The organism is Peptoanaerobacter stomatis (genome assembly GCF_000238115.1).
Classification (GTDB): Bacteria; Bacillota; Clostridia; order Peptostreptococcales; family Filifactoraceae; genus Peptoanaerobacter; species Peptoanaerobacter stomatis.
Window position 1 is genome coordinate 23,605 of record NZ_JH414553.1, and the last position, 25,088, is coordinate 48,692.

Below are 25,088 nucleotides of genomic sequence, written 5' to 3' on the forward strand. Positions count from 1 at the left end.
CTTATATAAAATTATTTTTTTTGGGTTAATAATGTTGAAAGTATAAAAAATTAAATTATAATATTTTTGTTTGTTTTTTGATATTATCGAAAAATAATATATCAATCGGCAATCAAATATCCTTTTTTTACGTTATCTTGTATATTTTCATAAATAAAGTTGTAGATTTCTTCGCTAAAATCCTTTATAGGTTCCATTCTTTTTAAAACTTGTGATACTTTTATTTTATGTTCAGCCCAAGTACCGCCGTCATTACTGAATAGATTACTTAGCATAGGTTGGAGTCTGTCCATTGCATTAGCATATTTAGACTCATTTGTTTCTCCGTTTTCAAATTCGAGCCAAAGCGATTCTAAAAGCTCAGCCATATTTTGAGGCAAAAAACCTTTTAGTTTATTCATAGCCTGAGTTTCTCTATAAATCTTATCTTCATATCCGCTTGTATCATAAGCGAAGGTATCACCTGCAAATATTTCTACAAGGTCATGTATTAAGAGCATTTTTATAACCTTGTTTATGTCTGTCTCAAATTTTGAATAATTTTGCAAAAACATACTCATAGTTGCAACGTGCCAAGAATGTTCTGCGTCATTTTCTCTTCTATTGCTTCCCAGTACCTTGGTTTGTCTTTGTATTTTTTTCATTTCTTCGAGTAATATTATAAATTCTATATCTTTTTGAACATTCATTTGATTCCTCGATTCTTAGACTTTATTTTACAATTCCGATTATATCGCTTAATTTTTCTATATTAAGTTCTTGCATTTTAGAAGGGAGAGAGTCTATAATCTCTTTACATATAAATGGATTTACAAGATTTGCGGCTCCAATTTGTACAGCAGTTGCTCCTGCCATCATCATTTCTATAACATCAGATGTACTGCTTACTCCCCCCATACCGATTATTGGTATTTTTACGGCATTTGCAACTTGATATACCATTCTGAGAGCTATAGGGAAAATTGCAGGTCCTGAAAAACCTCCCATTTTATTTGCAATTACAGGTGCTTTTTTTCGTATATCTATTCTCATACCGAGCAGAGTATTTATCATGCTTATACCGTCTGCACCGGAATGTTCACACGCTTTTGCAATTTCGGCTATATCTGTTACATTAGGGCTTAATTTTATATATACAGGTTTTGAAGTCACTTTCTTTACAGCTTTTGTAACTTCAGATACGCTTTTTGGGCATACTCCGTAAGCCATTCCACCGTTATGTACATTGGGACAGCTAACATTGACTTCTATTATTCCCACCATATCTACTTCGTTCATAGCTTCTGCACATTTTACATATTCATCTATGGAAAAGCCACTAATATTTGCAATTACTTTTTTATGATATATTTTTGCAAGATTTGGCAATTCTTCTGATATTACTTTTTCCAATCCGGGATTTTGTAGACCTACGGAATTTATAAGTCCTGCTGTACATTCTGCTATTCTCGGTTGCATATTTCCAAAACGCATATCAACAGTAGTGCCTTTGAATGAAATTGAGCCTAATATATTTATATCATAAAAATCTTTATACTCTTGTCCGAATCCGAACGTACCGCTGGCAGGAATTATTGGATTGTCAAGGACAAGACCGCTTAGATTTACTGAAGTATCTACCATTTTATCTCCTCCTTGAAAAGTATAGGACCCTCTTTACATATTCTTTTATAACCTGATTTTGTTTCATGAGAACATCCCATACATCCTCCGAATCCACATGCCATTCTCGCTTCAAAACTGAATTGACCGTCTACATCAAGATTGCTGAGAGCTTTTAACATAGGTTCAGGTCCGCAGGTACATAGATAATCATAATCTATACTTTTAAGGGCATCTGTTACGAAACCGTGAACTCCATAAGAGCCATCAACAGTTGAAACAATAGGATGTATTCTAAGATTTTCAAACATATCTACGGCGAATATTTCGTCTTTTGTATTGAAACCTATTACTACCTTAGGCTTTTTTTCAATCTTTATCATATTTTTTGCAAGGTTTATAAGTGGAGGAACTCCTACACCTCCACCTATTAATACGGTATTTTTTGTGGTTTTATCTATATCAAATCCGTTGCCCAAAGGAAGTAATATATCAAGATAGTGTTCAGGTTTTTTTTGCGAAAGAGCAAGTGTGCCTTCACCTACAACTTTATATATTAATTTGAGAATATCTTTTTCAAAGTCGCATATGGATATAGGTCTGCGCAAGTAAAACGATGATATCAATATATTTACAAATTGTCCAGGATTTTTTATTTCATCAGTATTTCCTCTAAGCGTAAGAAGAAATACATCCTTTGCAATTTTTTTGTTTTCTAAAATTTTAAATTTTTCACATTTCATTTGATTCTCCTAAAATTAAATATTGTTTCAGAAGTTTAGTATAAATAGATTTTTGGAAAATTATTTTTGGTAATTTGGCAGATTTTTGTAATCATAAACCATATTTCCGTCTACAAAAGTATATAATATATCTCCGATTACATATTCTCCATCAAATGGAGTGGTTTTTCCTTTTGATAAGAAATTTTTAGAGTCTATTTTATATTTTTTGCTAAGATCAAGTACAGTTATATCTGCAGGTGTATCATTTTCTATATATAAAGAGCCTGTTAATGGAAATCTCTTTCGTGGATTTATGCACATGAGCTCTATAAGTTTTTCAAGGCTTATTATATCTTTTTTTACAAGATGAGTGTATAAGAGTGAGAAGGCTGTTTCAAGTCCTACTATACCAAAGGGACTTTTTTGTAAGCCGCGAGATTTTTCATCTTGTGAATGAGGTGCATGGTCTGTTGCAATCATATCTATTGTACCGTCTTGTATACCTTTTATAAGTTCTGCTCTATCTTCTTTTGAACGTAAAGGAGGATTCATCTTGAAACGACCTTCTTCCTTCAAATCTTCATCACACAATATAAGATAGTGAGGAGCTGTTTCACAAGTTACGTCTACATTTTCCGCTTTTGCACGCCTTATTATGTCCACTGTTTCTTTTGTGGATATATGGCATACGTGATATTTACAACCTGTTTTTTTTGCGAGCTCCACATCTCTTGCTACTTGAACCCATTCACTCTCAGAAGATATGCCTTTGTGGTTATGATTTTCTGCATATATACCTTTATGGATATATCCTCCGTCTAACAAGCTTTCATCCTCACAATGTGCAACTATTATTTTATCGAGTGATTTTGCCATTATCATTGCTTCTTCCATTAGTTCTCCTGTTTGTACACCTTTACCGTCATCAGAATATCCTACGACATAATCTGCCATATCAGCCATTTTTGATAATGTACTCCTGCCATCTCCACGAGAAGTTATAGTTGCGTATGGAGTTATGTGTACAACAGAGTCATTTTTTATAATTTCGAGTTGAACATCTAATGATTTAAGATCTGCAGGTGCAGGGTTTACATTAGGCATAGTGCAAACTTGTGTGTATCCTCCACGAGCAGCTGCAAGTGAACCTGTGGCTATGCTTTCTTTATAAAAAAAGCCGGGCTCACGAAAATGTACATGCACATCCGCAAAACCTGGCACAATATATAAACCGTTGCAATCTATAGAATTATCAAAAGAAGTATCATCTAAGGTAGAAATTAAAGACACCTTGGAATTAGAAATTAAGATATTCGTCTTTTTAAAGCCGTTTGGAGTAAAAACATTACCATTTTTTAATAAAGTAGACATTTATAAGCTCCTTTCTTGAAGAATAGATTAAATTAGTTTATAAAAATATTTTGTAATAAAATTCATATTAAAATAATGTTTTGTATTTAAAAGTCAAAAATGTTTTAATACAAAATACAGGAATATTATTGTATTCTTGCTATGATTATAACAGAGCAAGGCATAAAAAAATATACTTATAAAAATAATTCTGCTTAAATCTTCGATATTCTATCACAACATAGAACATATGTCAATATATAAAATATTACATTTTAAAAAGAGTGTAAAAAATTCAAATGTTTTTTTATATGTAGTATATAATATAAAATTTTATATTTTGTATGTTGACATAAGTATAATTTAGATGTATACTTTTGGTATACATCTAAATTGCGTATTTTATAAAAATATTTGTGGAGTTTATTTTTTATATAAGCATGCGTTCAATTATTCATATAATTATTTAAATTATAATATTTATTTATAAATAGTATTTAAATTTTTTACATAATTAGCATATATTTTAAAATAAATTGTCAAATATTAAGCTATAAAATATGCTTTATATTCTATTTATGCTTTCATTTACATTTTGAGAAAACGTTTTTTGCAAAAGGAGTGGTATGATGAATTTAACAGATGATCAAAAGAAACTTTTAAATGGAGATTTTGGCGAAGGTGCAAAACTTGCTATGAAAGTTCAAGTAGCAATAGGTGAATCCTTTGGAGCGGAAAGAATGGTTCCAATAACAAGAGCACATGTCGCACTTAGTAACCAAGATGCAGATTTATGGCTTGCTGAAAAAATGGTAAATTTAGGAGCTAAGTGTAGAATAGCTCCTACTGTAAATCCTGGTTTTTGTAGAGAATATTTTAAAGCTAAAAACTTAGTTTCTCAGGAAGACTATGACATGATGGAGAGGACACATAACGCATATAAAAAACTTGGAGCACAGTTAACTTATAACTGTACACCTTATATAGATACAAATGTTCCTAACTTTGGAGAAATAATTGCTTTTTCTGAATCCAGTGCTACTCCTTATGCCAATTCTGTTTGGGGAGCAAGAACTAATAGAGAGGGCGCCAATTCTGCACTATTTGCATCTATTACAGGTTACGTTCCTGAGTATGGTCTTCTTTTAGACGAAAACAGAAAAGGAAATATTCTTGTTGATGTACAGGCAGATATGAAAAACGATTACTGCTATCATATGCTTGGTATGTGTGGCAAAAAAATAGGTCATGGTGTACCTGTTTTTACAGGTCTCCCTAAATATATAAGTCCTGAAGCTCTTAGAAATTTGGGTGCTCAATTAAATACATCAGGTGCTTATGATATGTATCATATACTTGGTTTTACACCTGAAGCTCCTGATTTAGAAACAGCTTTTGATAAAAAAGAGCCACTTAGAAAGGTAACTATAACAAATGAAGATTTTGAAGAAGTTTTAAAAAATATATCACTTGAAGGAAATAGAGAAATAGATTTTGTAATGTTCGGATGTCCTCACTTCACGTTGAATGAATGTAGACATATAGCTATGGCTATAGAAGGAAAAAAACTAAAAAAGAAATGTGGATATTGACATCAAGTCACGTAAAAAGTATAGCCATTAGAATGGGTCTTGATGAGATTATTGAAAATGCGGGTGGTCATATAGTTCCTGATACTTGTCCTGATCAACCATGTTGGCATTTTCTAAAAGGTAAAGTAGGTCTTACAGAATCTCCTAAATGTGCATACTATCCTCAAAGAAGGGGCATCAACTTTGTTATAAGAGATCTTGATACTTGTATAAATGCTGCAATAACTGGGGAGGTAAAATAATGAAAAAAGTTTTTAAATGTCATAAAATATCTGAAGGAGTTGCTGAAGCTGAAGTTACTATATCAAAAGATGATATAATGTTCTATCTTATAGATCCAAAAACGGGAATAGTTCTTGAACAGGCTCATGATATGAATGGGAGAACTGTATCAAATAAAGTTTTAATATTTCCAAGCGGAAAAGGAAGTTCAGTAGTTCAAGCGGATGGATTATTTCAATTAATGAAAGAAAAAAATCAACCTGCAGCCATGATTGTTAAACGTCCAGAAACTGTACTTGTAACTAGTGCTATATTATTTGAAATTCCAATGGTTGATAAGGTTGAAGAAGAATTCTTTAATGTAATAAAAGAAGGTGATCTAATAAGAATAGATGCCGATAAAGAAGAAATTACAATTCTATAAATTAACCTTACTAAATAATTAAAATGATATGCAATTTTATACTTTTATTTAAAAGTTAATACAAAAAAATATATTTTTAGTTTATAATAAAATATAAACAATATTTCAAGTTATTGTTTGATAAAACGTTTTTTATAGTCTTTTAAAACTTAAATACATTAATAATTTTAGGAGGATTATTATGAAAAAAAATTTTATTAATTTTGCTTTACTTGGTCTTGTACTATCAGGAGTACTATTAGGCTGTTCTAACAAAACTGAAGCTCCAACATCTAAGAATGATAATACAGGAAATGCAGAAAGTATAACATTAAACATTGGACATGTTGAACCTGAAAACAGATCCACTCATCAAGCTTTACTTGAATTTAAGAAGAATGTTGAAGAAAGAACATCAAATTCTATACTTATTGAAATACATCCTAATGGAGCTTTAGGTGGAGACGTTCAACTGACTGAATCTGTAGCAATGGGTACTTTAGATATGGCCTTACCTTCTACTTCTGTACTTACAACATATTCTGATGATTTCGGAGTATTAGATATGCCTTATTTATTTACTGCTCCTGAAAAAGCTTTTAAGGCTATGGATGGAGAAATAGGGGAATATTTCAATGCAAAATTGGAAGAAAAAGGAATACATAACTTAGGCTATTCATATAATGGTCCAAGAAGTACAACTACAAATGTAAAAGCTATTGAAAAACCTGAAGATTTAAAAGGAATTAAAATGAGAGTTATGGAAAGTCCTATTTTTATAGATTTTTATAAAACTCTGGGAGCAAATCCTACACCTATGAGCTTTACAGAATTATATACAGGTTTACAACAAGGTACTGTTGATGCACAAGAAAATCCTCCTTCATTGATTTTAGCAAATAAGTTCTATGAAGTACAAAAATATTTAAGTGTTGATGAACACGTTCATAATTTCTTGGCATTCATAATGAACAAAAACAAATTTGATTCATTAACAGAAGAACAACAAAAAATCTTAACAGAAGAAGCAAAATCATATGTAGAAAAGCAAAGAGCTTTAGAGTTGGAAGATAACAAAAAAGCAATAGAAAAATTAGCTACAGAGGGTGGCTTACAAGTAAACGAATTAAGTGAGGAACAAAAACAGGCATTCAAAGATGCTTTAAAACCAATGTATGAAGAATATTCTCAAAAATTCAGTAAAGAATTATTTGAAAAGAGTGATAAATACAATAAATAACTCAATTTATATATTTTTATAAATGATAAGTAGCAGATAATTTCACTAAGCTAAGATAGTGTATATACACTATCTTAGCTATAAAGAAAAGGTGAGTTTATGAAAAAATTTATGGAAAAATATAACTTATTTGAAGAAAGAGTATTAATATTAAGTTTGGCATTCAATGTATTATTAGTTTTCACTCAAATAATAATGCGTTCTATATTTAATTTATCATTATCTTGGTCAGAAGAATTATCAAGATATATTTTTATATGGCAAATATGGTTAGGTACAAGTATTGCTTATACTTCCAATGCACATATAAAAGTGGAGCTTATTTATGATATATTTAAATCTGAAAAGGCACATTTTATTATAAAACTAATTGTTGATTTAATTTGGCTTATATTTAATATATTCTTGACAATAAAAGGTATAGAATTATTAAATTCTATGAATGGTAGAAATGTACTCTCATCAGGTATGAGGCTACCACTTATTTACATATATGCTTCACTACCTATAAGTTCGTTTGTATTAAGTTTAAGAATTATACTTAGTTTTATAGATTTATTTAATGCTAAGACCTCATCTTCATGTAAAAAGGAGGATAATTAGTAATGGAATCAATTATGTTATTTGGAATATTTTTCGTACTTTTGTTTCTAAGTGTTCCGATAGGATATGCAATAGGTATCGCGACTATAATAACCATGATAAACTTTACAACAATATCCCCTATAATGATTGCACAAAATGCAGTAGCAGGAGTTGACTCTTTTCCTTTGCTTGCAATACCGTTTTTTATGTTAGCGGGTAACTTAATGAGTAGTGGAGGGATAGCAAAAAGACTTGTAAATTTTTTTGAAAGTATAATAGGTCATATAACAGGTGGTCTTGGTATGGTAACAGTAGTTGTATGTATGTTTTTTGCTGCGATATCAGGTTCTGCTGTTGCTACTGTATCTGCTGTTGGTGCATTTATGATTCCACAGATGGTTGATCATGGATATGATAAATCTTTTTCGGCTGCTTTAACTGCAGCTGCAGGAACGATAGGAGTTATTATTCCGCCTAGTATTCCATTTGTTATATATGGAGTAGTTTCGGGTTCATCTATAACTGAGCTTTTTACAGCAGGTTTTTTACCTGGAATTTTAATGGGAATTGCTCTAATGATAGTTTGCTATATTGTCTCTAAGAAAAATGGTTATAAGGGAAGTGATGAGAGAAAAAATTTGAAAGAAATATGGATTTCTTTTAAAGATGCTTTTTGGGCTATCTTATCTCCTGTTATAATATTAGGAGGTATATACTCCGGAAAATTTACTCCAACTGAGGCAGCTGTTGTATCTGTAGTATATTCATTTATAGTAGGCGTATTTGTGTATAAGGAGTTGGATTTAAAAGGGGCATATGATGCTTTTAAAAGTGCTATAGTAGTGAACGGATCAACAACTTTTATGATAGGATTATCTACAGCATTTGCAGCTCTTTTAACTATGGAACAAATACCATTAAAAATAGCCACTTTTATTACAAGTTTAAGTAATAATGGAGTAATAGTTCTCATTATAATAAACATGTTTTTATTACTTGTAGGTATGTTTATTGATAATATACCTGCCACAATAATACTTACACCTATACTTCTTCCGATTGTTATCAAGTTTGGAATGAGTCCAATAACTTTTGGTATAATGCTTACCATGAATTTGGCAATAGGTTTTTGTACTCCACCATATGGTATAGACTTGTTTGTTGCGTCTGCTATATCAAATGTGAAAATGACAGAATTATCCAAGCAGATAATAAAAATGATTATATCGCTTATTATTGTGCTTATGCTTGTAACATTTTTTAACCCTTTAACTATGATGTTTTTAAAATAGGAGGATTATATATGCTTGTATGGATTATAGATGAAGAATGGTCTGACTATGATTTAGAAAAAGAGATTTTAACAAAAACTTTTCCAAACATAGAAATAAAACGTTCAACATATGATTATAAAGAGGATTTAGAAAATTTTGGATATAAGGCAGATGGGATACTTTGTCAAGTCTATGCTGATATCCCGAGAAACACTATAAATAGACTTGAAAACTGTAAAGGCATCGCTGTTTATGGTGGAGGATATGATAGAGTTGATATTGAGGCTGCAAAAGAAAATAAGATAATGGTTACTAATGTTCAAGGTTACTGTGCCGAAGATTTAGCAGACTATACGATAGCGTCTATTTATTATGCTAACAAGCAAATAGAAAAATATGCTAAAAATGTATCAGCTGATATACAATCTGGAAAATGGGGAGCAACTTCAGTAGATAGATTGCAAAATAGAATAAGCAATCAAACACTTCTAATAATAGGACTTGGAACAATTGGATTAGCAGTTGCAAATAGAGCAAAACTTTTGGGTATGAAAGTTATAGCTTATGATGAATTTTTAGATGAAGAATCTATAAAGAAACTTGGTTTCGAGAAAGTTTCGTGGGAAGAAGGTTTAATACAAGCTGATTATGTGAGTGTAAATCTTAAAGGTTGTGATGAAAATGCAGATAAGATAAAATACGATTCCCTTAAACTTATGAAAAATACGGCATATATAATAAATACATCAAGAGGAAAAGTTATAAACGAAGAAGATCTTATAAGGGCAGTCAACGAAAAATTAATAGCCGGAGCCATACTTGATGTAATTAAAGAAGAACCGGGAAAAGTTGGAGATCCAATATTTGAATGTGAAAATATACTTGTAACGCCACATATATCATATATATCTGTAGAATCTTTCAGGGCACTTAAAGAATTTGCCATAAACAATTTAATAGATATGATTAACGGGAAAAAACCAAAAGATATGGTTTATTGATGTTCTAAAAAACTTATAAGTTCTTATATTTTTTATAAAGCCACCTAAGAAGTTAGGTGGTTTTATAATATTGTATTATTTTATATATAGTTGTATAATATTTTGACATAATATGTATTGTTAAAATCAATATAAATGTTAAATATATAAGTTAAAAATACTAAGTTAGGAGGGAAATTTTGATAGTAAAACAGAAAAAAAATATTTTATCTGAAAAAGCTTATTATTTTTTAAGAGACAAAATAATACATGGAGAAATAAAAGCAAATGAAATGATTACAGAGCATAATATAGCTTCCTATTTAGGTATGAGCAGAACACCTGTAAAAAAAGCAATTACACTTCTTGAAACAGAAAATTATGTAAAATCAATAGATGGTGTAGGTACTTTTGTTATAGGCATATCTATTCAGGATCTTTCAGATTTATACGAGGTAAGAAAAGTTATAGAAAGCTTGGCATTAAAAACAGCAATTAATAATATAAAAAGTCAAGATATAGAAATAATGATGCAAAAATTAGACGATATTTTATTTAAATATGATAATAACGAAATTATAGAATCTTCATATATAGCTGATGTAGATGATGAAGTTCATAATCTAATTCTAAATAATTCAAGAAATAATTATATAAAAAAACTATTCAATAACATAAAAAGTCAAATAATAAGATATCAATACGAAGCGTATATATTAACTGATACAGGTAAAGATAGTACTATACAACACAAAGAAATTTTAGAAAATATCATGAACAGAAACTTTGAATTAGCAAAAAAATCATTAGAGAATCATATAAATTGGTCATTCAATGTACTAAGTCAGGCATTATCCAATAATATAAGTATAGATTAAAATTTAAGAAATTTATAATAATGATAAAATCTTACTTATGGATAATTCACCTTGGTGCAAAAAGGCAAAACTCCTACTTAAATTTTAAAAAGAATATTCCTACTATCCGCAATGCATAATGCAATCAATATAAGCATATTCTTAAGATATAAATACTGTTGAGCAAGTATGGAGAATCAATCTTTGTGAAAAAACTCATAAATGATACGGATTAGGCTATGTAACTTGATAAATGATTCCACTCTTTCAAAAATATGAATTATAAATAGCTTTGTTATGTTCTTTGTTATAATGAAATTATTAAAGTCAGTCTTATACTAAAATCTAATAGAACAATGGAAAAATATAATAATTAATTTTTTTAATAAATTATTTATATTGATGTTATATAATTATATAAGTTATCCATAATTTTATTAGAAAATAGTATTACTATGATTCAAAGGGGAGTTGTATGTTAAAGAAGAAGAAAAGATTTTAAAATTGAAATTAGCAAAAGGCGAAAAACTTACTCCTGAAGAAGAAAAAATGATTTTAGAAAGAGATCCAGAAGGTTATCAAATGGCAATTATGATTAGGAGTATGAAGAAAAATAAAAAAGAAAATAGTAAGATTTCATCTATTCAAGATAAAGCTGAAGAAAGTTATATGGAAGAGTTACGTGAGAGAGCTAAGGGTGTATCTTTGGAAGATATCGAATTAAAAGGTTGCAATACTGTTTTAAATGTTTCATTTTTAGGAGAAAAAGCCGAAATAGGTGAAATATCAACGCAGGAATTTTTTAGAATCAAAGTAGAATAGTAAGAAAAAGTGATATATATAAATAATGCAATAACATAAAAATATATAATATAGAAATAAAAACTACATTTCAAATAAGAAATAGTATAAATTGACAGATAAGAGGTTTTTATGGAGTTAAATTTCAAGGAAAAACAATTTTTTGAATATATGAAATCTTTGACCGATAAAAAAGTTGTAGTAGCTTTTTCAGGTGGGGTAGACAGCTCGCTTGTTCTTAAAACGGCAATTGATGTGTCATCCGCAAAGGATGTATATGCTATAACTTTTGATACGGTACTCAGTCCTAAAAATGATATAGATATTACAAAAAAATTGGCTGAAGATTTTGGAGTAAGACTTGAAGTTGTACAAACAAATGAAATAGAGGATGAAAAGATATTATATAATGACAAGCAGAGGTGTTATTATTGTAAAAAAAATCTTTTTGAAAATGCTATAAAATTAAAAGAAAAATTAGGGTTCGGCTATGTGCTTGACGGTTCTAATGCTGACGATGCAAATGTGTACAGACCTGGAAGAAAGGCACTTAAAGAGCTTGGTATTATAAGTCCGCTTGAAAAAACAGGAATGAGTAAAAATGAAGTCAGACAACTTGCTAAAAAACTTGGAATAAAAGTGCATAACAGACCTTCGTCTCCATGTCTTATGACAAGATTTCCGTATAATAAAAAAGTGGATATAAGTATATTTCCAAAGATAGATGAAGTAGAAAATTATTTGAAATCACTCGGTTTTGATAATAATAGAGTCAGATTGTACGGAGATGTGACAAGAATTGAGGTTGATGTAGATAAATTTCCTTTATTTTTTGAAAAAAGATTGGAGATTATCAAGAAATTTAAAGAAACGGGATTTGTCTATGTAAATCTTGATATAGAGGGATTTAGATCCGGAAGTATGGATATTGTAATAGATAAAGATTAGAAAAAATATTTTATAATTTTTGGAGATTTATTATGAATGATAGAGAATTTTTGGAAGGTATAAAAAACGGAGCCATGTCTATTGAAGATGGTCTTGAATATATGAAAGATTCAAATTACAAAGATTTAGGCTTTGCAAAAATTGACTTTGACAGAAAAAAAAGAAGACATCTGCCTGAGGTCATATTTGCACAGAGTAAGTCTGATGAACATTTGATAGCTATATTTAAGTCTTTTTTTGAAAGAAAAGAAAATATTTTGGCAACAAGAGCAAGAAAAGAACAATTTGAGCTTTTGGCAAAAGAGATGGACAATCTTATATATGACGAATTGTCAAGAACTATAAGATTGGAATTTGAAGAAATAGAAAAAAAGGGCAATATAGCAATATGTTGCGGTGGAACAAGCGATATACCTGTATGCGAGGAGGCAAGAATAACGGCAGAATTTTTTGGTGCAAATGTAACTACTTTTTATGATATTGGCGTATCGGCTCTTAAAAGATTATTGTCCTCCATAGATGAAATAAAAAAAGCAAATGTAATAATTGCAGTTGCAGGTATGGAGGGTGCATTATCGACAGTAATAGCCGGTTTGTGTGATAAACCCATAATAGCAGTACCTACATCTGTAGGTTATGGAGCAAATTTTAACGGCTTGGCACCACTTTTGACCATGATTAATTCATGCAGTGAAGGTATAAATATCGTGAATATAGATAACGGCTACGGAGCAGCTTATAACGCAGTACAAATAAACAGATTGATTGAAAAATATTAAAAATATTGATTTAAATTTATAGCTCTATATTAAAAAAGTATTTTTATATGAAATATTGCTATAAAACTTTAAAAATATTTATTTAGACAAAAATCGATATTAAAAAATTATTGTAATAAGGAGAAAATAATGAAACTTTATTTTGAAATGTATTCAGGGATATCAGGCGATATGACTATCGGCGCATTATTGGATTTGGGGGCAAGCAGAGAAAAACTTGAAAATGCTATAAAATCGTTAAATATATCAGGATATGAACTAAGCTTTTCAAGAACTAAGAAAAATGGGATAGATGCTTATAACTTCGATGTGGAATTACATAATCATTCAGATGAAGAAGGACATAACCACCACGATGAGCATGAGCATCATCATGAACATTTACACAAAGAACATGATCATGGCGGACTTTTAGAACATCATCACCATCATCACCACGATGAACATGAGCACCACCATGACTATCATCATCACGATGAACATGAGCATCACCATGACCATAATCATCATCATGAACATTCACATGAACATAGAAATTTAAAAGATGTATATGAAATAATTGACAGAGGAGATTTTAATGACAATATAAAAAACAATGCTAAAAAAATATTCGACATTATTGCAAATAGCGAATCTAAAGCACATAATATAGATAAAAATGAAGTACATTTTCATGAAGTAGGTGCTATAGATTCCATAATAGATATAGTAGGCGTCAGTGTGTTGTTAGATGACTTGAATGTTGAAGAAATATACTTTTCAGATTTATATGATGGGAAAGGTTATCAAAAATGTGCTCATGGTATGATGCCGGTACCTGTACCTGCTGTACTCAACATAGTGAATGCTCATAATCTAAAATTAAATATAATAGATGATATGGGAGAGCATATCACACCTACAGGTGCAGCTATTGTAGCTAATTTTAATAGAGGTTATAAGCTTGAAGACTTTACAATCAAAAAAATAGGCTTAGGTGCAGGAAACAAAGATTTTGCAAACACAACTAATATATTGAGAGTTATAGAGATAGAAACGGATAAAAAAAAACAATAGAAGTCATAGAAACCAATGTAGATGATACTTCGGCGGAAGTACTTGGATATGTTATGGAGCAGTTAAATGATATAGTTCTGGATATATTTTTTACACCTATATTTATGAAAAAAAATCGTCCGGCATATAAATTATCAGTAATATGCGATAAAGAGTATGAGAAAGAGATAGAAAAAATAATATTTAGAAATACTACTACAATAGGTGTGAGAAAATATGAAGTGCAAAGGGATATATTGAGTAGGAGAGCAGAAAAAGTTTATTATGAAGATATGGAATTATATCTTAAAATAGTAAATTTTGAAGATGAAGAATATATATATCCTGAATATGAAAGTGCAAAAAAAATTGGCTAAAAATAAAAATATTCCTATAAAAGCAGCTTTTGAAATTATAAAGGATATTTATAGGAATATAGATTTATTATCTAAGTAGAAATATATATGTTTTTAAGAATATATTATATTATTTATAGTATATGGTATATTTTGTATTATATCACTTGCAAGAACGCTATACATATTTTTTGAAAGGTTTCTTGCTATATATGAATGCAAATAAACTGCTGACGAAACGGCATTTAAGACGGATATTTTTTGACCTATGAAAGATGCAATCATTCCTGTAAGGCAATCGCCCATACCGCCGGTTGCCATTGCAGGCACACCTATATTGCTGATATATGTGATATTTCCGTCAGTTATTACAGTCTCTTTTCCTTTTAAGACCAAAATTGCATTGTATTTTTTTGCAAAATCAGTTGCAATTTTGGCTTTATCTTTTTGTATGCAGTTTATGTCTAATTTGCTTAATCTTGAAAATTCACCTTCATGAGGAGTGAGTATAATTTTATTTTTATAATTTTCAAATATATCCATATTTTCAGATAAGACGTTGATACCGTCAGCATCTACAACTATAGGACAAGAGGAGTTGTTCAAACAGTATATAAGCTTGTCAAGTGTGTATTTTCTTTTTTCCATTCCACAGCCTATTGCTATACAATCAGCAGTTTTTACAATAGTTTCAAAATCATCTTTATAATTTTCTATATCAAGCACCATAACTTCATTAAGTTTTTGCGATATTATAGGAAATATATTATTTTCAACAGCAAGCGTAACAAGTCCACTACCTGAACGCATACAAGCTGATGCACATATACAAGGTGCACCTGTAAATCTTCTGCTTCCGCCTAATATAAGTATTTTCCCGTAATTGCCTTTATGTGATTCATCTTTTCTTATAGGTATGTAATTTTTTATATCTTGCAAGGATAATATTTTTGACATTTTAATTTTCCTCGATAAAGTTGTTTTTTATTTAAAGTGAAATAAAATGATTTTTTGATTAGATTTCTTTAAAATAAAAAATAAGATTTAGTATAAAAATGCCTGAAAAGTATGGATATTTATAAAAATATCAATGATAAATTATACTTTTCAGACACAGATTTGAATATTTTGATTTTAATTATATAAGTTTTTTAGCTTCTTCTATGGCTTTATCATAGTCAACATGGTTTGTAACTTCGCTTACATATTCAACATATCTTATAGTGTCATCTCTGTCAACTACTACTATTCCTCTTGCAAGTAGTTTTAATTCATCTATTAAAAATCCGTATTTAAGTCCGAATTCTCTATCTTTATAATCTGATGCAACTACTATATTATCTATTCCTTTTGCTGCACAAAATCTGCTTTGTGCAAATGGTAAATCAAGGCTTATAGTTATGATTTCAACATCTTTAAGTTGAGATGCTCTTTGATTGAAGTCGATAGTTTGTAACTCACATACACCTGTATCAATAGATGGAACAACTGATATTATTCTTATTTTTCCTTTTGATTCATCAAAATTATAGTTTGATAAATCTTGTTTTGTCAAATTAAAGTTTTCAGCTTTTTCGCCTACTTTTGCCTCTTTACCTAATAAAGTTACAGGGTTTCCAGCCATAGTTACTGTTCTTTTTTCCATTGTTATTATCTCCTTTTTTATAATACACTGTTTTTGTGTAGTTTTGTTTTATATTTTAACAGCAAATCTGCTTAATAAAGTAATAAAAATATTTGTAAAATATGAGTTGAAGTAATTATTTTTTTAGTGTGCAATTATATTGTAAACCTAAAAAGATGATTTATAAGTGAATTTGCTATATTAATTGTAAAAAAAAGCATTTATATTCTTATATGTTTAAATTAGTAATCGTAAATAATTTAAGCAAAAATAATTATAACTCTATATTTTTTTATAAAAGAAATAGATTGCGGTGAGTTAAAATAATTGTTACATAGCTTCATCAAGTACACGCTTAACTATTTCTTTGCTTGGTACTCCTTCAAAAACTTTTTCATTTTCTACATAAAAAGTAGGTACATAGTAAAAGTCAACGTCTACGAGTTTTTCTTTTTCGTAATCTATATCGATTTGCTCAATAGGCAAGTTTTTGTATTCTTCGTTTTCATTTAGCAGTTCTTTTAACCAAGCTTTTGCGTTGTTGCAATGTGGACACCATGATGCTACGAACATTCTTATTTTTTTCATAAATAAATCTCCTATCTATAAAATGATAATAATATAAAAAATTTACTGATAAACAATATGAGTACATATTAAACGTAAAATATATCAAATGAAGATTGTAGTTTTAATATTAAAAATAAAAACATATATCTATATAGATAAAAAAATGTTCAATAATATTCGATTGTTTATGAATAAATATAAATCAAAAAATTAGTTTCTATTTATTTAATTTATTTTAAAATATAGTTTTTATTATTTATATTCAAATAAATTTTAATATAAAATACATTTTTTATTTATACCATAAAAAATTTAATATTAACATTTTGATACATTATTTTTAAAAAATATGCTATAATTATAAAGAGATTTTGTATAAATTTTTGTATTAAAAATTTATTTTATCAAGGAGGTGGACGGTGAAATCGGACAAAGCATTTTTTAGCGGAATAGAGAAAAATATAGGTTATGTCTTTGAAAATAAGGGGCTTATAAAAACTGCACTTACACACAGTTCGTATGTCAATGAAAATAAAAATTCAAGAGATAATGAAAGACTTGAATTTTTGGGAGATTCTATATTAAGTCTTGTAGTGAGCAACTATATATTTAATTACAAGAGTAATTTAAAAGAGGGTGAGCTCACAAAAATAAGAGCAAGCTGTGTATGTGAAAAATCACTTATAAATGTTGCTAATAAACTTAAAATTGGTGATTATATAAGGCTCGGTAAGGGAGAGCAAAACTCCGGAGGGAAAAAAAGAACTTCTATATTGGCAGATGCAACTGAGGCGATAATTGCAGCTATATATTTGGATTCTGATTTAGAAACAGTTTCTAAATATGTGATATTATGGCTTGAAGATACTATTGTATCAGCTATTAAACACAAAAAAGACAGCGATTATAAAAGCAAACTGCAAGAGGAAATTCAAAAAGTAAAAGGTAGAGTTTTGAAATATGAAGTGGTCGATGTAGAAGGTCCGGATCATGACAGAAAATTTACTATATGCGTTTATTGTGATAACAAATTGATAGGAAAAGGACAAGGAAACAGCAAAAAAGAGGCTGAGCAAAATGCTGCTCAAGATGCACTTTCCAAACCAAATGATAATTTATAAGCTAAAGCATGAAGTTAAAAAAATTTGACATTATGCTTTAACCTATATAGTTATTTAATATGAACAGTTTTAAATATTTATTTAGCATTAAGTTAGTTTTTATAATTTATCCAGTATAACCTTCAATTTTTATTAAAGATGACAACAGATTAATTATGACGAAGCTATATAAATTTTTATGATTAAAAAAGGAATGATTTGATTGAAAAAAACAGCATCTGTATTTATACCTCACTATGGTTGTCCAAATGATTGTGTTTTTTGTAATCAAGTCAAAATATCGGGCAAGACAACCAATCTTGACTATGTTGCTATAGAAAAAGATATAATTAGAGATATATCAACTATTGATGAAAAAGATACAGCAGAAATAGCTTTTTTCGGAGGGAGTTTCACAGCGATAGAAGGCGAAGTGCAAGAAATATGCTTATCGCTTGCTAATAACCTAAGGAAAAAGTTAAACAGAGACATAAAAATAAAATTGTCAACAAGACCGGATTCAATAGACGAAAAAATTATAGACAGATTATTAAAATATAAAGTAGACACAGTAGAACTTGGAGTACAATCTTTAGACGATGAAGTTCTTTTTTTTAGCAATCGAGGACATAACAGCGAGCAGGTGTTTAAAGCATCTCAGCTTATAAAACATGCAAATATTTCTTTGGGATTGCAGATAATGATAGGTCTTCCAAATGACACAAAAGAAAAATTGTATAATACAATAGAAAAAGTAATATCAATAAAACCTGATATTGCAAGGATATATCCTGTACTGGTCATAAAAGACACACAGCTTGAACATATGTACAGACAGGGGATATATAAGGCAATGGAGCTTGATGAAGCGATAGATTTGTCAGCATATATGTACAAAAAATTTGAAAATTCAGGCATAAATGTAATACGCATAGGATTACAAGCTACAGATAATATAAATTTTGACAAAGACGTAGTTGCAGGTCCATTTCACAGTGCATTTGGAGAATTGGTTTTAAACAAGATTTATAGAGATAAAATTGAGCAGATATTGTTAGAAGAAAATTTTGCTCAAAAGACAGTAGTTATAAAATCACATAAAAAATATATTTCCAAAATACTTGGAAACAAAAAGAAAAACTATAACTATTTTAAAGACAAATATGGAATAAGCATAAAAATAGAAACCTCTCAGGATGATATCATAGACATAATGGGGAGAAGATTTTCAGATAAATCTGTATTACAATAAATTTTTATCTGCACATATAAAATTATTAATATTGATTGGAGGAACAATGTTAGTCATTTATTCAGACAAGATAGTATTGCCCGATAAAGTTTTTTCGGGATATATAAAAATACAGGACAATTATATACAATCAATAGATAAATCTATCACAAAGGAAGAAGAAAAATATTTGACAGATCTTAGTGGAACAAATATTATGGCAGGAATTATCAATATAAATAGCAATAATATGAATAAAAATGATTTATATGATATGGATACACCAAGATTTACAAATAAACTTAGAGTTATAGAATATTCTTATGCAGCAGGAGGAGTAAGCACATTATACCACGGCATAAATCTCACAGAGAAAAACATAAAAAGTGAGCACGAAAAAGGGAAAACTATGGAGATAATGCAATTTATAAAAGATTACAATAATTCTCCTGTTTCATTGATTGACAACAAGACGCATTTAAAATTCCAAATACACTCTGTGAAAACTATGGACGATGTGAAACTTATGTTGGATGAAAATTTGCTTGATTTTGTATCTTATGATTTGTTGACCAATTATAAGAATAACAACCTTTATAAAGACTTGTACATGCAAAGTTTTTTGCAAGACGAGTTGAACCTAACAGAAGAAAAAGCAGACAAAGTGATTGAAAGAATAAGAGAATTAAGAGGAGAATCGAATATAGACGAGCTTGCATATCTAATCAAATACGCCCATTTTAGAGGAGTAAAAGTGTGCACATCAGAGTACAAATCTGCAGATAAAATATATAAAGAGTTTAAAGATACTACAGACATAATAACACTTACAAGCGAAAATTGTAAAGAAAACATATCAAGAGATATATATTTCAAGCTGATAAATACATCAAAAGCCTTGGAAAAATGTACAGATGAGTACTTATCAGATGGAAAGGTCATAATTTCCTCAGATAGAGAACCGAGTGAATTGCTGATATGTCTAAATAAAATAGCAGACAAAATAGGACTGAAAGATGCAGTGAAAACTGCTACAAAAAATCCTGCAGATGCACTTGGAATAGAAGACAGAGGCGAAATAAAAGAAGGCAATATTGCAGATATAATTGCTTTTAAAATTTTTGATGAAGAGCCGATTGTAGTTAATATGATAAAATCAGGAAAAGAAGTGTTTAAGATAAATATTTGATGTTAATAAATTATATTTTTTCAATATTATCTTGTGTTAATTAGGACATTTACTGTCTTTTTAAAGCTGATTAAAGATAGGGTAATATCTAAAAAAGATATTTTCGCCAAATCAAATATGATTTATAACATTCAACTTAAACAATAATAAGCGATTACAAACAGCTATAATATTTTTATTGCGTAATTTTTAAAATAGGTTTTCATATTATACTAAAACCTATTTAAAATAACATATAACATTAAAATATAAAAAATGCTTTTAAATGTGTTTGATTAAGTAGATTGTTAATACTATTGCAGCAAAAAGTACCCATAATCAAATACATATTTGTTAAGCATTTTTGTTGTATGTATATTTAATATTAGTATTATTTGTTTTAAATAAAAAATTAGTATAAAAATGGAGGAATACATGAAAAACGAAACAGCCATTATAGTAGATTTTGGTGGACAATACAACCAACTTATAGCAAGAAGAGTGAGAGAAGCTAATGTATATTGTGAAATAGTTCCTTATGATAAAGCTCTTGACAGAATAAAAGTTATTCAGCCTAAGGGAATAATATTCACAGGTGGACCGGCAAGCGTTAATGAAGAAGGCAGTCCTGATATAAGCGACGAAATATTCAAATTAGGCATACCTATTCTTGCAATATGCTATGGAGCACAATTGGTAGCCAAAAAAACAGGTGGAAAAGTAGAAAAAGCGGAAAACAGAGAATATGGAAAAACTACGATAGACTATGCAAACAGTAGTCTGTTTAAAAATATAAGCAAGTCAAATATATGTTGGATGTCACATACAGACCATATAGTTGATTTGCCTAAAGGATTTTCCATATCAGCAAGTACAAAAAATTGTAAAATAGCCTCTATGGAAAACCATGATATGCAAGTTTATTGTCTGCAATTTCATCCGGAAGTAGAGCATACTGTAGACGGATTTACAATAATAAAGAACTTTTTATATGAAGTATGTCATCTATCTCCAAGTTTTACATCAACATCATTCATAGATGATAAAGTAGAACAGATAAAAAAATTAGTAGGAGATAAAAAAGTAATATGTGCGTTAAGTGGCGGAGTTGACTCATCAGTTGCAGCAGTACTCGTAAACAAAGCGATAGGTTCAAATCTTACTTGCATATTTGTAGACCATGGCTTACTTAGATATAAAGAAGCTGAACAAGTGGAAAAAGTATTTAGAGAAACATTTGATATAAATCTTATAAAAATAGATGCAAGTCAAAAATTTTATGATGCATTAAAAGGAGTAACTGATCCTGAAAGAAAGAGAAAAATAATAGGTGAAGAGTTTATAAGAATATTTGAAGAAGAGGCAAGAAAATTAGGAAATATAGATTATTTAGTACAAGGCACAATATATCCTGATGTTATAGAAAGTGGAACAAAAGATGCAAGTGTAATAAAATCACACCATAATGTCGGCGGGCTTCCAGAAGATATGAAACTTACTTTAATAGAGCCACTAAGAGAATTATTTAAAGACGAAGTAAGAAGAGTAGGTTTGGAATTAGGTATTCCGGAAAAAATGATATTTAGACATCCTTTCCCTGGTCCAGGACTTGGTATAAGAGTATTAGGAGAAGCAACAAAAGAAAAATGCGATATATTAAGATTAGCAGATCATATATATAGAGAAGAATTGGATAATTTCGGACTTACTAAAAAAATCTGGCAGGCATTTGCCATACTTCCTGATATAAAAACGGTTGGAGTAATGGGAGATGAAAGAACATATAGCTATGCACTTGGTCTAAGAGCAGTAACATCAACAGATGGAATGACAGCTGAATTTTACCCGATACCATATGATGCATTGCAAAAAATATCATCAAGGATAGTAAATGAAGTAAAAGGAATAAATAGGGTAGTGTATGATGTAACAAGTAAACCCCCAGCAACAATCGAGTGGGAATAGAGTAGATTTTCTCAAAAATGGCTTAAAATCAAGGTTTACAGCCTGTTAGAATGAGCGGCTGGGACAAAATTGGGTAAAAATTTCAAAAAGAATAAATCCGATAATAGTTCAAAGTGGCTTTACAAATGAATAAAAAATTAGACCGTAGCTTAATTGTTACGGTCTTTTTGTGTTTATTTATGCTTTTTCAGGAAGCGAGATTTCTTTGGAAAAGACAACTTCCAATCTTCAAATTCTTCATCGGAGATTTCTCCGTTATAGTGTTTCTTTCTCATTTCGTCCCATTCTAATAGAAAATCATCAAAATGAGGATTGTGGGATAAAAGAGCAGTAGGCTCGCCATTTCCTGCAAGGGGACGGAATTTCATTTCCTTTTCGTAGTCAAAGATGATATGCATGATTTCAAAAATAGAATTCGGCTCATGGTCGATTAAAGCTGAAATATCACAGTTAAGTGCATCTGCTATTTTTCTTAATTGTTCCTTGTTTGGCGATCTATTTCCTAATTCATAATTACGAATTGCAGCATCAGTCAGTCCGGACATGATGGCAAGTTCTTTCTGTGTTAGTTTCCTAAACAAACGAATTTGTTTTAATTTCTTACCGGAAATCATTTTAGGACTCCTCTCTTAAAAATTTCTTTTATATTTTATCATAAATAATCACAAAACACAACATAAGCGTTCTGTTTGATATTTTAAATAACGCTTTAATATCAGCAATCATAGAAGAAAATATTTTATAATAAAGCTTGACAGAACGAAAACGAACTATTATAATATGGACATACAGTTCAAATACGAACTGTTAGAACGCAAGATATTTAAATCGACGCTCGTCCTATCTCAAGACATGGATGCAGAACCTTGCAAAAACTATGAATTGAAAGGAGGGCTAAAAATGCAAAAGGTATTCATGACAGCAAATGAAGTTCAAGATTTTTTAGAAGTCAGCAGAACGACTGCATATCAGTTGATAAACGAAATGAATCAAGAACTTACAAAGCTCGGCTATAGAGTACAAAGAGGTAAAGTGAATCGACAGTATTTCATGGAAAAGTATTGTTATGGAAATGAAGTTAGAAAAGAGGTGTAAAAGTGGGTGCATATAGAGATGAAAATAAAAACGGCACTTGGTACTGCAAGTTCAGCTATGTGAATTGGAAAGGGGAAAAGCTATATAAGAAAAAAAGAGGCTTTTCAACAAAGAAGGAAGCCTTGAATTGGGAAAAAGAGTTTCTGTCACAACAAGCTGGAACGGTTGAAATGACATTTAGGGAATTCTTTGAACTGTATAAAAGAGATAAAAAGCCACGCATTAGAGAGAACACATGGCGAACGAAAGAAGCAATTGTTATGACTAAAATCATGCCATATTTGGGAGATTTGTTAATGAATGAAATTAGCAATGTAGCGATTATACAGTGGCAGAATGAATTGATGAAAATTAAAGATGATAGAGGTCAAACATATTCACCGACTTATCTTCGAACAATACATGCTCAACTTAGCAGTATCCTAAATCATGCTTGCAGATACTACAACTTGAAAACTAATGTTGCAAGAGATGTTGGTACTATGGGAGAAAAAGAAGCTGATGAAATGTCGTTCTGGACACAGGAAGAATATGAAGCATTTATTGAAGCGGTTAAGGACAAGCCACAGTCGTTTTATGCTTTTGAAATTCTGTATTGGTGTGGACTTAGAATGGGAGAACTTCTTGCACTGACTAAAGAAAAATTCAACTTTAAGACCGGCACTATAAAAATTGATGAATCGCTACAAAGAATTGATGGAAAGAATCTTATAACTCCACCTAAAACAAAAAAGAGCATTAGAAAAGTTGTCATGCCGGATTTCTTGGCAGAGGAAATTAAAATTTATCTGGATGGTTTTTATAAATTAAAGCCGAAAGACTTAATATTTACTTTTTCTAAGAGCTTTCTACACCATGAAATGGATAGAGGCTCCAAGAAAGCCAATATAAAAAGAATAAGAGTGCATGATTTAAGACATTCTCATGTATCCCTTCTAATTGAACTTGGATTTTCTGCTACAGCTATTGCAGATAGAGTAGGGCATGAATCAATTGATATAACTTATAGATATGCACATCTGTTTCCAAGTAAACAAAAAGAAATGGCAGTTTCACTAACACAGGTTAGGGCAAATTTTCAAAATGATTGGGAAGATTTATTGAAAGAGGATGAAGATGATGTTTAGACCGGAGTCATTGCAAAGAAGAACAAAGCAGATTAAAGATAACAAGAAAAAGAACGAGAAAAACAGAAAGCGTAATCGTATTTTGAATTTCAGAGTTTCAGAGGAAGAATATGATCTGATAAATAAGCAAATTGAAATAAGTGGGCTATCAAAACAAGAGTATTTCATACAGCTACTTGGAGAACATCAAATCAAAATTATAGCTGACTACAGAGTATTAGATGCTATATCAAAAGAGATATTTCAATTAGCAAAAGTGATTAAAAAGTTCGGGAAATTAAATGAAGAAGAGCAAAATCTTTTGCTATATATTTTAGAGATTTATGAAGAAATTAAACAAGAAAAAAGCCTTTAGCCAAAAGACCAAAGGCAAGATGAAAGTACAACTTGGTATTTCATCCCTGACAAGATTATTTTATCAGGTTGTACTTCCGTCAGCAACATAAAGATTGGAGGACA

Annotated in this window: 27 protein-coding genes and 1 pseudogene; 20 read left to right on the forward strand and 8 right to left on the reverse strand. The window is 29.8% G+C overall.

Annotated features, from left to right (window positions below; translation table 11 throughout):
- Positions 1–101: 101 nt before the first annotated feature.
- From HMPREF9629_RS06395 to HMPREF9629_RS06410, 4 genes are read right to left on the reverse strand one after another with little or no spacing between them, the layout of a single operon-like run.
- Complete coding sequence (locus HMPREF9629_RS06395) at positions 102–689, reverse strand: HD domain-containing protein (protein WP_009525557.1); 588 nt, start codon at positions 687–689, stop codon at positions 102–104.
- Positions 690–711: 22 nt separating this feature from the next.
- On the reverse strand, positions 712–1,623 hold the full coding sequence (locus HMPREF9629_RS06400) for a dihydroorotate dehydrogenase (protein ID WP_009525558.1): 912 nt from the start codon (positions 1,621–1,623) through the stop codon (positions 712–714).
- Positions 1,617–2,345 (reverse strand): dihydroorotate dehydrogenase electron transfer subunit, encoded by a 729-nt coding sequence (locus HMPREF9629_RS06405; RefSeq protein ID WP_009525559.1) that lies wholly within the window; start codon positions 2,343–2,345, stop codon positions 1,617–1,619. Before HMPREF9629_RS06405 ends, HMPREF9629_RS06400 begins: the two co-directional genes overlap by 7 nt.
- 60 nt (positions 2,346–2,405) lie before the next feature.
- The gene (locus tag HMPREF9629_RS06410) at positions 2,406–3,698 is read right to left on the reverse strand and encodes a dihydroorotase (protein WP_009525560.1); all 1,293 of its coding nucleotides are present in this window, start codon (positions 3,696–3,698) and stop codon (positions 2,406–2,408) included.
- A 608-nt stretch (positions 3,699–4,306) separates the two neighbouring features.
- On the opposite strand from HMPREF9629_RS06410, the pseudogene HMPREF9629_RS06415 reads away from it, so the two are divergent.
- The 12 genes and pseudogenes from HMPREF9629_RS06415 (at position 4,307) to larC2 (ending at position 14,770) form a co-directional block, all read left to right on the forward strand.
- Positions 4,307–5,511: pseudogene (locus tag HMPREF9629_RS06415) on the forward strand (aconitase X catalytic domain-containing protein).
- Positions 5,511–5,915 carry an aconitase X swivel domain-containing protein gene (locus tag HMPREF9629_RS06420; RefSeq protein WP_009525563.1) on the forward strand — a complete coding sequence of 135 codons (405 nt, stop codon included), beginning with the start codon at positions 5,511–5,513 and terminating at the stop codon, positions 5,913–5,915. The pseudogene HMPREF9629_RS06415 and the gene HMPREF9629_RS06420 overlap by 1 nt, the downstream one beginning before the upstream one ends.
- 181 nt (positions 5,916–6,096) lie before the next feature.
- Positions 6,097–7,134: a TRAP transporter substrate-binding protein gene (locus HMPREF9629_RS06425; RefSeq protein ID WP_009525564.1), complete on the forward strand. Its 1,038-nt coding sequence runs from the start codon at positions 6,097–6,099 to the stop codon at positions 7,132–7,134.
- A gap of 99 nt (positions 7,135–7,233) precedes the next feature.
- Positions 7,234–7,737 carry a TRAP transporter small permease gene (locus HMPREF9629_RS06430; protein ID WP_009525565.1) on the forward strand — a complete coding sequence of 168 codons (504 nt, stop codon included), beginning with the start codon at positions 7,234–7,236 and terminating at the stop codon, positions 7,735–7,737.
- Between the two features lie 2 nt (positions 7,738–7,739).
- Positions 7,740–9,011, forward strand: coding sequence for a TRAP transporter large permease (locus tag HMPREF9629_RS06435; RefSeq protein WP_009525566.1), 1,272 nt, complete (start codon positions 7,740–7,742; stop codon positions 9,009–9,011).
- 11 nt (positions 9,012–9,022) lie between these two features.
- The gene (locus HMPREF9629_RS06440) at positions 9,023–9,994 is read left to right on the forward strand and encodes a C-terminal binding protein (RefSeq protein ID WP_009525567.1); all 972 of its coding nucleotides are present in this window, start codon (positions 9,023–9,025) and stop codon (positions 9,992–9,994) included.
- A 179-nt stretch (positions 9,995–10,173) separates the two neighbouring features.
- A complete protein-coding gene (locus HMPREF9629_RS06445; RefSeq protein ID WP_009525568.1) occupies positions 10,174–10,851 on the forward strand; it encodes a GntR family transcriptional regulator in 678 nt (225 codons plus the stop codon).
- 450 nt (positions 10,852–11,301) lie between these two features.
- Positions 11,302–11,652: a hypothetical protein gene (locus HMPREF9629_RS06450; RefSeq protein ID WP_009525569.1), complete on the forward strand. Its 351-nt coding sequence runs from the start codon at positions 11,302–11,304 to the stop codon at positions 11,650–11,652.
- Between the two features lie 111 nt (positions 11,653–11,763).
- A complete protein-coding gene (larE, locus tag HMPREF9629_RS06455) occupies positions 11,764–12,579 on the forward strand; it encodes an ATP-dependent sacrificial sulfur transferase LarE (RefSeq protein WP_009525570.1) in 816 nt (271 codons plus the stop codon).
- 32 nt (positions 12,580–12,611) lie between these two features.
- On the forward strand, positions 12,612–13,358 hold the full coding sequence (gene larB / locus HMPREF9629_RS06460; RefSeq protein ID WP_009525571.1) for a nickel pincer cofactor biosynthesis protein LarB: 747 nt from the start codon (positions 12,612–12,614) through the stop codon (positions 13,356–13,358).
- Between the two features lie 129 nt (positions 13,359–13,487).
- Entirely contained in the window at positions 13,488–14,414 is a 927-nt protein-coding gene (larC, locus tag HMPREF9629_RS06465; RefSeq protein ID WP_009525572.1) for a nickel pincer cofactor biosynthesis protein LarC, read from the forward strand.
- A 5-nt stretch (positions 14,415–14,419) separates the two neighbouring features.
- On the forward strand, positions 14,420–14,770 hold the full coding sequence (larC2, locus tag HMPREF9629_RS12450) for a nickel pincer cofactor biosynthesis protein LarC2 (protein WP_330367849.1): 351 nt from the start codon (positions 14,420–14,422) through the stop codon (positions 14,768–14,770).
- A 93-nt stretch (positions 14,771–14,863) separates the two neighbouring features.
- On the opposite strand, the gene HMPREF9629_RS06475 is transcribed toward larC2, so the two are convergent.
- The 3 genes from HMPREF9629_RS06475 to HMPREF9629_RS06485 form a co-directional block, all read right to left on the reverse strand.
- Positions 14,864–15,706 carry an NAD(P)H-hydrate dehydratase gene (locus tag HMPREF9629_RS06475; RefSeq protein WP_009525574.1) on the reverse strand — a complete coding sequence of 281 codons (843 nt, stop codon included), beginning with the start codon at positions 15,704–15,706 and terminating at the stop codon, positions 14,864–14,866.
- Positions 15,707–15,887: 181 nt separating this feature from the next.
- Positions 15,888–16,394 carry a thiol peroxidase gene (tpx, locus tag HMPREF9629_RS06480; RefSeq protein WP_009525575.1) on the reverse strand — a complete coding sequence of 169 codons (507 nt, stop codon included), beginning with the start codon at positions 16,392–16,394 and terminating at the stop codon, positions 15,888–15,890.
- 309 nt (positions 16,395–16,703) lie between these two features.
- Positions 16,704–16,961, reverse strand: coding sequence for a glutaredoxin family protein (locus HMPREF9629_RS06485; RefSeq protein WP_009525576.1), 258 nt, complete (start codon positions 16,959–16,961; stop codon positions 16,704–16,706).
- Between the two features lie 401 nt (positions 16,962–17,362).
- Between HMPREF9629_RS06485 and rnc the strand changes: the two genes are divergently transcribed.
- The 4 genes from rnc to guaA all read left to right on the forward strand — a co-directional run bounded on the left by rnc (position 17,363) and on the right by guaA (position 22,407).
- Positions 17,363–18,064 (forward strand): ribonuclease III, encoded by a 702-nt coding sequence (rnc, locus tag HMPREF9629_RS06490; protein ID WP_009525577.1) that lies wholly within the window; start codon positions 17,363–17,365, stop codon positions 18,062–18,064.
- 202 nt (positions 18,065–18,266) lie between these two features.
- Entirely contained in the window at positions 18,267–19,295 is a 1,029-nt protein-coding gene (locus HMPREF9629_RS06495; protein WP_009525578.1) for an elongator complex protein 3, read from the forward strand.
- A 46-nt stretch (positions 19,296–19,341) separates the two neighbouring features.
- Positions 19,342–20,463, forward strand: coding sequence for an amidohydrolase family protein (locus tag HMPREF9629_RS06500; RefSeq protein ID WP_009525579.1), 1,122 nt, complete (start codon positions 19,342–19,344; stop codon positions 20,461–20,463).
- 414 nt (positions 20,464–20,877) lie between these two features.
- Complete coding sequence (guaA, locus tag HMPREF9629_RS06505; RefSeq protein ID WP_009525580.1) at positions 20,878–22,407, forward strand: glutamine-hydrolyzing GMP synthase; 1,530 nt, start codon at positions 20,878–20,880, stop codon at positions 22,405–22,407.
- Between the two features lie 173 nt (positions 22,408–22,580).
- Here the strand turns inward: guaA and HMPREF9629_RS06510 are convergent, their stop codons facing one another.
- The gene (locus tag HMPREF9629_RS06510) at positions 22,581–23,021 is read right to left on the reverse strand and encodes a helix-turn-helix domain-containing protein (RefSeq protein WP_009525581.1); all 441 of its coding nucleotides are present in this window, start codon (positions 23,019–23,021) and stop codon (positions 22,581–22,583) included.
- 166 nt (positions 23,022–23,187) lie between these two features.
- Here HMPREF9629_RS06510 and HMPREF9629_RS12205 point away from each other — a divergent pair, with 166 nt between their 5' ends.
- Genes HMPREF9629_RS12205 through HMPREF9629_RS12455 form a run of 4 tightly spaced genes read left to right on the forward strand, consistent with a single transcriptional unit; the run spans position 23,188 to position 25,075 of the window.
- Entirely contained in the window at positions 23,188–23,502 is a 315-nt protein-coding gene (locus tag HMPREF9629_RS12205; RefSeq protein WP_242822021.1) for a hypothetical protein, read from the forward strand.
- 2 nt (positions 23,503–23,504) lie between these two features.
- Positions 23,505–24,629 carry a site-specific integrase gene (locus HMPREF9629_RS06520; RefSeq protein WP_009525583.1) on the forward strand — a complete coding sequence of 375 codons (1,125 nt, stop codon included), beginning with the start codon at positions 23,505–23,507 and terminating at the stop codon, positions 24,627–24,629.
- Positions 24,619–24,984: a plasmid mobilization protein gene (locus HMPREF9629_RS06525; RefSeq protein ID WP_242822022.1), complete on the forward strand. Its 366-nt coding sequence runs from the start codon at positions 24,619–24,621 to the stop codon at positions 24,982–24,984. Before HMPREF9629_RS06520 ends, HMPREF9629_RS06525 begins: the two co-directional genes overlap by 11 nt.
- Positions 24,953–25,075 (forward strand): hypothetical protein, encoded by a 123-nt coding sequence (locus HMPREF9629_RS12455; RefSeq protein WP_278224220.1) that lies wholly within the window; start codon positions 24,953–24,955, stop codon positions 25,073–25,075. Before HMPREF9629_RS06525 ends, HMPREF9629_RS12455 begins: the two co-directional genes overlap by 32 nt.
- Positions 25,076–25,088: the final 13 nt, after the last annotated feature.